This is a genomic window from Prosthecodimorpha staleyi (assembly GCF_018729455.1).
Taxonomy (GTDB): Bacteria; Pseudomonadota; Alphaproteobacteria; order Rhizobiales; family Ancalomicrobiaceae; genus Prosthecodimorpha; species Prosthecodimorpha staleyi.
The window spans coordinates 149,680-160,952 of the sequence record NZ_JAHHZF010000003.1 but is presented as its reverse complement, the minus strand read 5'-3'; the positions used below and the strand labels follow the sequence as shown (position 1 = coordinate 160,952).

At 70.6% G+C, this 11,273-nt stretch carries 9 protein-coding genes; 6 read left to right on the top strand and 3 right to left on the bottom strand.

The window, feature by feature from the left end; all coding sequences use genetic code 11:
• The first annotated feature begins 921 nt into the window (after positions 1 to 921).
• Positions 922 to 1,506 (top strand): phage tail tape measure protein, encoded by a 585-nt coding sequence (locus KL771_RS06660; protein ID WP_261967769.1) that lies wholly within the window; start codon positions 922 to 924, stop codon positions 1,504 to 1,506.
• A gap of 121 nt (positions 1,507 to 1,627) precedes the next feature.
• Here KL771_RS06660 and KL771_RS06655 read toward each other — a convergent pair whose 3' ends face one another.
• Positions 1,628 to 1,948: a YdcH family protein gene (locus KL771_RS06655; RefSeq protein ID WP_315901483.1), complete on the bottom strand. Its 321-nt coding sequence runs from the start codon at positions 1,946 to 1,948 to the stop codon at positions 1,628 to 1,630.
• A 108-nt stretch (positions 1,949 to 2,056) separates the two neighbouring features.
• Between KL771_RS06655 and KL771_RS06650 the strand changes: the two genes are divergently transcribed.
• On the top strand, positions 2,057 to 2,707 hold the full coding sequence (locus tag KL771_RS06650) for a DUF2460 domain-containing protein (RefSeq protein WP_261967768.1): 651 nt from the start codon (positions 2,057 to 2,059) through the stop codon (positions 2,705 to 2,707).
• On the top strand, positions 2,704 to 3,597 hold the full coding sequence (locus KL771_RS06645; RefSeq protein ID WP_261967767.1) for a DUF2163 domain-containing protein: 894 nt from the start codon (positions 2,704 to 2,706) through the stop codon (positions 3,595 to 3,597). The genes KL771_RS06650 and KL771_RS06645 overlap by 4 nt, the downstream gene beginning before the upstream one ends.
• 158 nt (positions 3,598 to 3,755) lie before the next feature.
• Here the strand turns inward: KL771_RS06645 and KL771_RS06640 are convergent, their stop codons facing one another.
• Positions 3,756 to 4,559 (bottom strand): glycosyltransferase family 2 protein, encoded by an 804-nt coding sequence (locus tag KL771_RS06640; RefSeq protein WP_261967766.1) that lies wholly within the window; start codon positions 4,557 to 4,559, stop codon positions 3,756 to 3,758.
• Between the two features lie 114 nt (positions 4,560 to 4,673).
• Entirely contained in the window at positions 4,674 to 5,285 is a 612-nt protein-coding gene (locus KL771_RS06635; protein WP_261967765.1) for a class I SAM-dependent methyltransferase, read from the bottom strand.
• Positions 5,286 to 5,820: 535 nt separating this feature from the next.
• Between KL771_RS06635 and KL771_RS06630 the strand changes: the two genes are divergently transcribed.
• Genes KL771_RS06630 through KL771_RS06620 form a run of 3 tightly spaced genes read left to right on the top strand, consistent with a single transcriptional unit; the run spans position 5,821 to position 11,260 of the window.
• The gene (locus tag KL771_RS06630) at positions 5,821 to 6,261 is read left to right on the top strand and encodes an NlpC/P60 family protein (RefSeq protein WP_261967764.1); all 441 of its coding nucleotides are present in this window, start codon (positions 5,821 to 5,823) and stop codon (positions 6,259 to 6,261) included.
• A complete protein-coding gene (locus KL771_RS06625) occupies positions 6,261 to 10,166 on the top strand; it encodes a baseplate multidomain protein megatron (RefSeq protein WP_261967763.1) in 3,906 nt (1,301 codons plus the stop codon). Before KL771_RS06630 ends, KL771_RS06625 begins: the two co-directional genes overlap by 1 nt.
• Positions 10,163 to 11,260 carry a DUF2793 domain-containing protein gene (locus KL771_RS06620; RefSeq protein WP_261967762.1) on the top strand — a complete coding sequence of 366 codons (1,098 nt, stop codon included), beginning with the start codon at positions 10,163 to 10,165 and terminating at the stop codon, positions 11,258 to 11,260. Before KL771_RS06625 ends, KL771_RS06620 begins: the two co-directional genes overlap by 4 nt.
• Positions 11,261 to 11,273: the final 13 nt, after the last annotated feature.

The window sequence follows — 11,273 nt, the reverse complement described above, 5'->3', positions numbered from 1 at the left end:
CGCGGCCTGATCGAATTGACGCGCGATCGTCCCCCTCATCCGCCCTTCGGGCACCTTCTCCCCCCTTCGGAGGGAGAAGGGAGCAACCCGTTGATGGATCGTGAAAAAGCCGGCCGCCGATCTCTCGGCTCCATCCCCTTCGCCCCCTGCAAGGGGGAGAAGGTCGCCGAAGGCGGGATGAGGGGGTGCGATGCCGCGGCATCCTTGGAACCAGCGGTCCCGACCGCGGCCTGATCGAATTGACGCGCGATCGTCCCCCTCATCCGCCCTTCGGGCACCTTCTCCCCCCTTCGGAGGGAGAAGGGAATAACCCGTTGATGGATCGTGAAAAAGCCGACCCCGATCTCTCGGCTCCATCCCCTTCGCCCCCTGCAAGGGGGAGAAGGTCGCCGAAGGCGGGATGAGGGGGCCGGAGGCTGCAGCAGCCTCGGAAGCGGCGGTTTGGACTGCGGCATGATCGCAGTCCCATCGCGGCCTGATCGAATTGACGCGGGATCGTCCCCCTCATCCGCCCTTCGGGCACCTTCTCCCCCCTTCGGAGGGAGAAGGAGATAACCCGTTGATGGATCGTGAAAAAGTCGGCCACCGATCTCTCGGCTCCATCCCCTTTGCCCCCTGGGGGGAGAAGGGGATAACCCGTTGATGGGCTGTGCAAAGGGGGTGTTCGATCCCGTGGCCTGGCTGTCCGGGCTTGGATCCGGGATCCCATTCTCCGCATCCCTGAACGCCGGGGCCTGGTTCTCCGCGTCCCCGATCCCGCGGCCCCGTCCCCTATACCCGACCGGAGCTCCGCCTGACGATTCGCCTTGCCGCCCGTGCGCCGGTTCAACGACCGGAGCCCCGCCCGCTCGGGCGGCCCGGATGGCGGCCGTCTTCCTTCCCGGGCGGCCGCCATCCCCCTTTTCGCGGAGAACCGATCCGATGACCGACAGCCTCGGCGATGTCGCCGCCACCTCCGACCAGATCGCCGGCACGCTCGGCGAGCTCGGCACCCTGTCGCGCAGCTTCGGGCTGGCGCTCTCCTCGGCCTTCCGCGGCGCGGTGATCCAGGGGCGCGAGCTCGATTCGGTACTGCGCGGCATCGCCTATCAGATGTCCGACGCCTCGCTGGCGCGCGCGCTGTCGCCGATCACCGGCGGCATCACGTCGGGGCTGGAAAGCACGGTGTCGAGCCTGTTCAAGCCGGCGACCGGATTCCGGCTCGGCGGCGTCCTCGATGGCGGACAGGTGATGCCCTTCGCGGCCGGCGGGATCGTGTCGCGGCCGACCTATTTCCCGCTTGCCGGCGGGCGCACCGGGCTGATGGGCGAGGCCGGCGCGGAAGCGATCATGCCGCTCAGGCGCGGCCCGGATGGCCGGCTCGGCGTCGCGGCGGCGGGTGGCGCCGCCCCGGTCTCGGTGACGGTCCATATCGAGACCCCGGACATCGAGGGCTTCCGCCGCTCGGAGGGGCTCGTCGCAACGAAATTAGCCCGCGCCGTCGGACGGGGACGGCGCGGGCTGTAACACCGGGCCAAACGAGGAGGGGCTCTGGCACCGGTGTGTTCGGATCACGGGACGGCTTCGAGTGAAGTCGCCCCGCTTCTCCCGAACGCGTCAATCTCTCGTCTTCGGTCGATCCCGGCGCTCAGGATGCAGGGGAAGCGCTCAGCATCGACTGGATTTCGTCGAGCAGTTTCAGCCGCTGCTTCTTGGCCTTTTCGATCTCTTCGTCGGCTGCCGGCTCGATATTGGTTTCCATGCGATGAACCTGGCGGTTCAGCTCGTGATATTCGTCCGCGAGGCGGGCGAAATGCCGATCCGACTGCTTCAGTTCGTGGATCCGGTCGGCAAAGTCGGGCAGCTGGTCCGCCAGTTCATTGTGCGTATGCGTCATCGGCTCTCCCTTGGGGCCGCTTGTCTCCGGCCCTTCACGGGATCCGGACGCGGCGCTGGTCTTGAGGCCCACCCGCTGCCGCCCGAGGGCTGCGCCGGGGCGCGGTGTCGATGGTCGATCGATAGCCCGGCGGAATGCGGCGGGCGTTGAGGAAGATCAAATCAGACGCGGAGTTTGCCCATGACGGCGCCAGTCGCCTTCCACGAGGTGCTGTTCCCGGCGCCGGTCGCCTTCGGGGCGAGCGGCGGGCCGGAGCGGCGCACCGACATTGTTCCGCTCGCCTCCGGCTTCGAATCCCGCAACCAGCGCTGGGCCGATTCGCGCCGCCGCTACGATGCCGGCACGGGACTGCGCAGCCTCGACGATCTCGCCGAACTGGTCGCCTTCTTCGAGGCCCGCCGCGGCCGGCTGATCGGCTTCCGCTTCCGCGACGGCCTCGACGACCGCTCCTGCCTGCCGTCAGGCCTGCCGGGCCCGCTCGATCAGGCGATCGGCATCGGGACCGGCGCGTTAGCCGTCTTCGTGCTCGCCAAGACCTACGGAACGGGCGAGGCGGCCTGGATCCGGTCGATCGCCAAGCCGGTGGCGGGTTCGGTCCGTGTTGCCGTCGGCGGGGTCGAACAGACCGAAGGGGTGCATTTCACGGTCGATATCACGACCGGCCTCATCACCTTCTCGCCCGCGTCCATCCCGGCGGACGGCGCGACGGTCACGGCCGGGTTCCGCTTCCATGTGCCGGTGCGCTTCGACACCGACACACTCGACATCGATGTCGCCGGCTTCCTGGCCGGCCAGGTCCCGTCCGTGCCGCTGGTGGAGATTCGCCCGTGAAGACGCTCTCCGCCGGCCTTGCCGCCCATGTCGCCAGCCCGGCGACGACCCTCGCCACCTGCTGGACCCTGACCCGGCGCGACGGCGTCCGGCTCGGCTTCACCGACCACGACCGGCCGATCACGCTCGACGGCGTTGTCCACGAGGCGGCGAGCGGGCTCGGCTCGAGCGAGGACGTGGCCGCCGCGGGACTTGCGGTCGGCGGCGCCGAGGTCTCAGGCGCGCTGGCCTCGGCGGCGATCGCGGAAGCCGACATCGCCGCCGGGTTCTATGACGGGGCGCGCGTGACGGTGACCCGGGTCGACTGGCGCGATCCGGCCGAGCATGTCGTGCTGCGGATCGCCACCATCGGCGAGATCGTCGAGCGCGACGGCGCCTTCCGAGCCGAATTGCGCGGGCTCGCCGCCGAACTCGACCAGCCGCGCGGGCGGCTCTACGGCCATCGCTGCGACGCCGCCCTCGGCGACGCGCGCTGCGGCATCGATCTCGCCGCGCCGGCCTGGCGCGGCACCGGCACGGTCGTCGCGGCATCGAGCCCGCGCAGCCTGACCGCCTCCGGGCTCGCCATTTTTGCGGCTGGCCTGTTCGACCGCGGCCAACTCGTCTTCACCGGCGGCGCCAATACCGGCCGCGCCGTCGAGGTCAAGTTTCACGACCTCGCCGCGGGTCTCGCCACGCTCGAACTCTGGCAGCCGATGGCTGCGACGATCGCCCCCGGAGACGGCTTCACGGTCACCGCCGGCTGCGACAAGCGCTTCGCCACCTGCCGCGACCGCTTCGACAACGCCCTCAATTTCCGCGGCTTCCCCCACATCCCCGGCAACGACTTTGTGCTCGCCCATCCGGGCCGGTCGCGGCTGCCCAACGACGGCAAGGCGCTGGTGAAATGACCGGTGTCCGGCGGTCCGCCGCTGGTGCGGGGTCGGCAGCTGCCGCATCCCGGCCGGTCACGACCGGTCGGGGCGGGCCGGTTCGACGGGGACGGAGGGGCCGCCTCCCTTCGGGAAAGTTCGGACGCGACCGCCGCCCTGTGGCGCCGGCTTAGCCGTCACGCCTTCGGCCAGCTCCAGAAATGCGCCGTCCTTGGCGTCGCCTTGGTGAAGTCTTTCGATGTCCAATGCGGAAGGCGATGCAGTTCGCCAGCCGAAGGCAGCTGCAGGTCCTCGAGTCGAAACTGGGTACGACTGCGGTGCCAGCCCTTGAGCCTGTCTTCCTCGGAGAAGTTGCGTCCGAGATATTTGTCTTGCGCGTGCCGAGCGCTCAGGACGATGTAATGGCGCAGGATGAAATCTTCCGAATGAAGACGCAGGGCGGCGCCGGTCAGCTTGTGGCCGGCTCTCGTCTGGTTGTCGAGACCTGCACTGCGTTTCCAGGCGCGCATGAGGCGCGGATAGGATGGTTGAAAGAAGTAATACTGAAGCATCTCCTCGTGGCAGGTTCCTGCATCGAAGTGTTGCAGGCCCGTCGGCACAAACACGAACTCATCGAAATTGATCGCGTTGGCTCCCGCCTCGTCGGCTGCGGAAATTCCCTCCAGCAGGGTCTGGCCGGGATGCGGTGAGGAGAGCCATTCATCGGCGTCGACATGCACGATCCAGTCATGGGGCACTTGCCGGCCGAGTTCCGCCTTCATCCTGAGCTGATCCGTCAGCGAAAACGACCCGCGCCAGGGCTGGTGTTCGATCGACAGCAAGCCCCGACCCAGATGGCGCGCCGCAGCGGCCCGGGTGCCATCGGCCGAATCGTGATCAATGAGAATGACGTCGATGGCGTTCTCAATCAAAAGTTGGATGGCGCGCAGAGCATGGTCTCGCTCGTTGCGTGCACAGAGAATGGCGACTGCGGAAACCACCGACGACTCCGTCACTGTTCACAACGACGCTACCGAATGCGTTCGCATGCCACGCAACAGGCGCGCTCACAGGAAGGCAAGGCGGGTCGTTTGTCCCATTTTGGGTTCGGCTGATTAAGACTGCCCCGCGTGCGCGTCAGGCGGTTCGGAACGGTCGTCCACCCGGAGGGCATGCAGGGCCGCGATCGTCTCGGCGTCCCCGCTCAGCGCATAGGTGCCGATGGTCCAGGCGCCACGCGTCTCGACCGCGCCGTCCACGACCGCCGGAAAGTAGTCCCGGATGCGCTCGTCGGAATAGTCCTCGACGACATGGCGCTCGAACGGGTTGTCGAACACCGAGCCCTGCGGACAGAAGCCCAGGGGGATGGATATGAACAAGAGCCGGCAACGCGGGAGCAGCCTCTCGACGAGCTGTTGTGCGTCCGAAGCCGACATGTGTTCAAGAACATCGCCGCAGAAACAGACATCGAAAAGGCCGAGGCGAGCGAGATCGACCCAGCGGACATCGGAAATGATCAGCTGATCATATTTCTGCGCAAGTCCGAACTGCTCGACATAGGGCGCCCAGATCTCCACGCCGACCCACTCGGCATCCGGGTGCCGCTCTCTGAAGAGCGAGGAGTAGCGACCGACGCCCACACCGACGTCGAGGATGCGGCGCACCGTGCCCGCCGCGGCGATTTTGGAACCAATCCAGCTCTTGCCGGCGATTGAGCTATACGGCATCGGTCAACCTTCGCAGATCGTCAACGGGATGGCCGCGGCCTTCGGACATCGGCCACGGACGATTGCCGTCGCCGGCGCCACGATGCCTGCAGCTTCGGGAGGGTGCCGCGGCTGCGCGACGGCTTCGCGCCGCACCGCGGCCGCTTTCGGTCGGCCGATCCATGGGATGTCTGTGCCTCCGGCAAGGCGGATGCGGCTGCTGCGGACCCGTCAGGTTGCCTCGAATCCCAAGCGAGCCCGATGACGTCTTCGAGGCGAGTGAGGACGCGCGTCGGCTGCGCGATCGCCTCTTCGTAATGCACATCGAGAGTGCGGGGAAGAGAGGCTGCCCGGCTCCCGCCGGACGGCGCGCCTGCGCTCCCGCCACAGACCGGCCGCGAACCGCCTTCCCGCCGCCTGACGAAAAGCCAGGCGATGCGTCGGCTTTCGCCTGGGCAGGAAAATCGGGAGGCGCGCCGCCCTGCAGGCGATCCGGGCCGCGGCTGTCCGGATCGCGCGGCAATCAGTGCGAGAGTTTCGGCAACGGAGGACGTCGATGGCGGGTGTGGCGCGGGAGCGGATCGTGGCGGTGGCGCGGTCCTGGGTCGGGACGCCGTATCGGCATCAGGCATCGCTGAAGGGCGTCGGGGCGGATTGTCTCGGGCTCATTCGCGGGGTGTGGCGCGAGGTGATCGGGCCGGAGCCGGAGGCGCCGCCGGCCTATGCGCGCGACTGGGCGGAGGCGGGCGGGCGGGAGGCCTTCGCGGAGGCCGCGGCGCGCCATCTGGTGCCGGTCGAGACGGCGGCGATGCGGGCCGGGGACGTGATCCTGATCCGCTGGCGGCCGCACCTGCCGGCCAAGCATGCCGGCATCCTGACCGGGCCGGACAGGTTCCTGCATGCCTATGAGGGCGCGGCCGTCGTCGAGAGCCCGCTCGGGCCCTGGTGGCGGCGGCACGTCGCCCATGTCTTCGCCTTTCCGGGAGCGACCGACTGATGGCCACAATCCTGCTTTCCGCCGCCGGGCAGACGCTCGGCGCCTCGCTCGGGCCGGCCGGCGCGATCGCGGGCCGGGCGCTCGGCGCGATCGCCGGCGCGCTGATCGACCGGGCGCTGATCCGCTCGACGCTGCCCGACCTGAAGGGTCCGCGCCTGTCGGATCTGGACATCCAGACCTCGACCGAGGGCAAGGCGATCCCGCGCGTCTACGGCCGCGTGCGCCTGACCGGCGAGATCGTCTGGGCGACGCGCTACGAGGAGACCTCGACCGAGCAGTCGACCGGCGGCAAGGGCGGGCCGACGCTGACCACCTACAGCTATTTCGCCAATTTCGCGGTCGCGATCTGCGAGGGGCCGGTCCACCGGATCGGCCGCATCTGGGCCGACGGGGTCGAGCTCGACCAGCAGGACTATGCGATCCGGTTCCATCTCGGGGCCGAGGATCAGGCGGCCGATCCGCTGATCCTCGCCCGCCAGCCGGGCGGGGCGCCGGCCTATCGCGGCGTGGCGATGGCGGTGTTCGAGCGCATGGCGCTGAAGAAATTCGGCAACCGCATCCCGCAACTCGCCTTCGAGGTGATCCGGGTGGTCGACCGGCTGGAGCCGCTGATCCGCGCCGTCACGGTGATCCCGGGCACGACCGAGTTCGGCTACCACACCGCCAGCCTGCTGGGCGGGCTCGGCGCGGCCGGGTGGGTGCGCGAGAATGCCCATTCGAGCCTCGGCATCACCGATCTGGAAGCCTCGCTCGACGAGTTGCAGGCGCTCTGCCCGAAGCTGGAGACGGTCGCGCTGGTGGTGTCCTGGTTCGGCGACGATCTGCGCGCCGGCCTCTGCCGGGTGAGGCCGGCCGTCGAGGCCGCCGACAAGGGCGGCAACGGCGTCTGGTCGGTCGCCGGGCTGACGCGCGCCGACGCAGCCGTCGTCAGCCGTGTCGACGGCAAGGCGGCCTTCGGCGGCACGCCGTCGGACGAGTCGGTCGTCGCCGCGATCCGGGCGATCCGGGCGCGCGGGCTCAAGGTCTGCCTCTATCCCTTCCTGACCATGGACATTCCGGCCGGCAACGGATTGCCCGATCCGGCCGGCGCGGCCGAGCAGCCGGCCTATCCGTGGCGCGGGCGGATCACCTGCCACCCCGCCGCCGGCCAGATCGGCAGTCCGGACGGCACGGGGGCTGCGGCCACGCAGGTCGCGGCCTTCGTCGGTACGGCGGCGGTCGGCGATTTCGACGCGGACGACGAGGCGGTCGCCTATGACGGGCCGGCGGAATGGTCGTTCCGGCGGATGATCCTGCACTATGCGAAACTCGCGTCGATCGCCGGCGGGGTCGACACCTTCCTGATCGGCTCGGAGCTGCGCGGGCTGAGCACGGTCCGATCCGCGCCGGGCACCTATCCGTTCGTGGCGGCGCTGACGGCGCTCGCCGCGGACGTGAAGGCCGTGCTCGGCAGCGCGACGGCGGTCTCCTACGGGGCGGACTGGTCGGAATGGTTCGGCCACCAGCCGGCCGACGGGTCCGGCGACGTGCATTTCCATCTCGATCCGTTCTGGGCCAGCCCGGATGTCGATTTCGTCGGCATCGACGCCTATTGGCCGCTCGCCGACTGGCGCCATGGCGGCGGCCCGGACGCGGATGCCGCCGACACGCCGCACGATCTCGGCGCGCTGGCCGCCGGCTTCGGCGCCGGGGAGGGGTTCGACTGGTACTATGCCTCAGCGGCGGACCGGCAGGCCGGCACGCGCACGCCGATCACCGACGGGGCGGCCGGCAAGCCCTGGGTGTTCCGCCCCAAGGACCTGAAATCCTGGTGGTCGAACCCGCATTTCGACCGCCCCGGCGGGGTCGAAAGTGCGACGCCGACGGCCTGGCTGCCGCAATCGAAGCCGTTCCGGCTGGTCGAGATCGGCTGTCCGGCGGTCGACCTCGGCGCCAATCAGCCGAACATGTTTCCGGATGCCAAATCCACCGAGGCCGGGCTGCCGCATTTCTCGCGCGGCGGCCGCGACGACCTGATGCAGCGCCGCATGCTGGAGGCCGTGCTGGCGCGCTTCGATCCGGACCATCCGGATTTCGAGGCCGCCCACAACCCGGTCTCTGAGCTCGACGGGCGGCGCATGGTCGATCCCGGCGGCCTGCAGTTCTGGACCTGGGACGCACGGCCCTTTCCGCACTTCCCGGCGCTCGCCGGCGTCTGGGCCGATGCGGCCGCCTGGCCGACCGGCCATTGGCTGACCGGCCGGCTCGGCGGGACCAGCCTCGACGGGCTGATCCGGGCCGTGCTGGCCGATACCGGCTTCGCGGCGGTCGCCACAAGGGCGGTGCCGGGCCATGTCGACGGTTTCGTGATCGACGATCGGATGGCGCCGCGCCAGGCGCTGGAACCGTTGCTCGCCGCCTTCCAGGTCGATGCCCACGATGCCGGCACGCATGTCCGCTTCGCCGGCCGGGCGCGGCGGCGCGACGGCAGCCTCGGCCGCGACGATCTGGTCGACCGCATTGACCGGCCGCTCGTCGAGCGGCTGCGCGCGGAGGCCGGCGACCTGCCGGGCGGCATCGACGTGACGGTGTCGGATGCCCTGCGCGATTTCCGGCGCACCACGGTGGCCTCGCACCGGCTGACCGAGGCGAGCCGGCGCGAGACGCGGGCCGACCTGCCGGTGGTGCTGCCGGTCGACGTGGCGGCGGGTTTGGCGGAGACCTGGCTGCAGGATGTCTGGTCGGGCCGGGAGAGCTGCGGCTTCGCGCTCGGGCCGGACCGGATCGCGGTCGAGCCGGGCGATATCCTGGCCTTCGAGGCCGGCGACCGAACGATGGATGTGATCGTCGAGCGGATCGAGGACGGCGGCGTGCGCACCATCGAGGCGCGCCGGGTCGACCGCGATCTCTACAGCCCGCAGCGCAGTGCCGGCCGGCTCGACAATGCCGAGGATGCCGCCGCCTGGGGGGCGCCCATCGTGCATGTGCTGGACATCGCCCATGGGGCGGCCGACGAGCGGCCCGATCGCGCCTTCATCGCCGCCGCCGTCTCGCCCTGGCCGGGTGCACTGGCGATCTGGCGCAAGACCGGCACGGCCAGCTTTGCGTCGATCGGCACCATCGAGGCGCCGGCGACGCTCGGCACGCTCGCCGAGGCGCTGGCACCCGGGCCGGTCGGGCTATGGGACGACGGCCCGGGTCTGCTGGTCGATCTCCAGTCCGGCTCGCTCGCCGCCCACGAAGACGACGAGGTGCTGGCCGGCGCCAATCTGGCGGCGGTGCGCCATGCCGGCGGCCTCTGGGAGGTGCTGCAATTCGCCCGCGCCGAGCTGGTCGCCGCCGGCCGCTACCGGCTGACCCGGCTCCTGCGCGTCCAGGGCGGCTCGGAGGATGCCTGGGCGGCGGGCGCGCCGGCCGGCAGCGCCTTCGTGCTGCTCGATGCCCGCGTCGTCGCCCTGCCGACGGCGCGCGACGATGTCGGCCGCGACGTGACGCTGAAGGTCGGCCCCGAGCCGCGCGGCTATGACGATGCGGCCTATGTCACCGTGACGGCGACGATCGGCGGGCGCGGGCTCACGCCCTGGAGCCCCTGCGCGCTGAAGGCGACGCGCAGCCGCGCCACCGGCGACGTGACGCTCTCCTGGATCCGCCGCTCGCGGCTCGCCGGGGCGGACGCCTGGACGGCGGCCGACGTGGCGCTCGGCGAGGAGAGCGAGCGCTACCGGCTGGAGATCCTGGCCGGGCCGGTCGCGGTCCGGACGATCGAGATCGCGGCGCCGTCCTATCTGTGGACCGCGGCCGCCCAGATCGCCGATGTCGGCGCCACACCGGTTTCGGTGACGCTGCGCGTCGCCCAGATCGGCACGGCGCTCGGCCCCGGCATTGCCCGACACGCCACCATCCCGATCGAAGAGGGACGCCCATGACCGCGACCGCCCGTCTCGGCCTGCCGCTGATCGAAGCCGGCCAGGCGCAGAAGCACGTCACCCACAACGAGGCCCTGGCCGCGCTCGACCGGCTGGTCCAGGCGCTGGTCATCGATCGCGATCTGGCCGCGCCGCCGGCAAGCCCGGCGGAGGGCGCCGGCTACATCGTCGCGGCCAGCCCGACCGGGGCCTGGACCGGCCAGGCCGGCCGCATCGCCACCTGGGTCGATGGCGGTTGGACCTTCACGGTGCCGGCCGCAGGCCTGCGCGTCTGGCTCGCCGACGAGGCGCGGCTCCTGGTCTGGACCGGCAGCGCGTGGGTCGACCCGGTTGCCGGGGCGATCGGGGCCATCTCGGCCCTGCAGAACCTGACCCGGCTCGGCATCGGCACCACCGCGGATGCGACCAATCCTATCGCGGCCAAGCTCAACACCATGTTGTTCGCCGCGCTGGCGACCGGGGAGGGCGGCACCGGCGACCTGCGCCAGACCGCCTCCAAGGAGGCCGCCGGCAACACGCTGTCGCTCCTGTTCCAGACCGCCTATTCGGGCCGCGCCGAACTCGGCCTCGTCGGCAGCGACGATCTCACGCTGAAGGTCAGCGCCGACGGGGCAAGCTGGATCGAGGCCCTGAAGCTCGTCGCCGCCTCGGGCGACACCGTCGCCCGGGTGGTGCGGCCGGATGCCGACAATGCCCGCACGCTCGGCACGGCGAGCGCCCGCTGGTCGCAGATCTACGCCGCCAGCGCGACCATCAACACCTCCGACCGGCGCGAGAAGATCGACATCGCCGCGGCCGATCTGGGGCTCGATTTCGTGCGCCGGCTGCGGCCGGTCAGCTACCGCTGGCGCGTCGCCGAGCAGGTCGCCGATCCGGCCGATCCGGCCGCGCCGCCGGTGCCGCGCGAGGGCCGGCGCCGGCATTTCGGCCTGATCGCCCAGGAGGTCGCGGCCGCGCTCGACGGGCGCGATGCCGCGCTCTGGGTGCGTGACGCCGAGACCGGCCTGGAAGGGCTGCGCTACGCCGAATTCGTCCCCGTCCTGGTCAAGGCGGTCCAGGACCTCGCCGACCGGTTCGACCGGCTCGCCCGCTGATCCGGGCTTCCCC

Excerpts from the sequence above, each read along its gene's own strand:
- KL771_RS06660 (WP_261967769.1), top strand. The coding sequence starts at position 922 with ATGACCGACAGCCTCGGCGATGTCGCCGCCACCTCCGACCAGATCGCC.
- KL771_RS06650 (WP_261967768.1), top strand. The coding sequence starts at position 2,057 with ATGACGGCGCCAGTCGCCTTCCACGAGGTGCTGTTCCCGGCGCCGGTC.
- KL771_RS06635 (WP_261967765.1), bottom strand. The coding sequence starts at position 5,285 with ATGCCGTATAGCTCAATCGCCGGCAAGAGCTGGATTGGTTCCAAAATC.
- KL771_RS06630 (WP_261967764.1), top strand. The coding sequence starts at position 5,821 with ATGGCGGGTGTGGCGCGGGAGCGGATCGTGGCGGTGGCGCGGTCCTGG.
- KL771_RS06625 (WP_261967763.1), top strand. The coding sequence starts at position 6,261 with ATGGCCACAATCCTGCTTTCCGCCGCCGGGCAGACGCTCGGCGCCTCG.
- KL771_RS06620 (WP_261967762.1), top strand. The coding sequence starts at position 10,163 with ATGACCGCGACCGCCCGTCTCGGCCTGCCGCTGATCGAAGCCGGCCAG.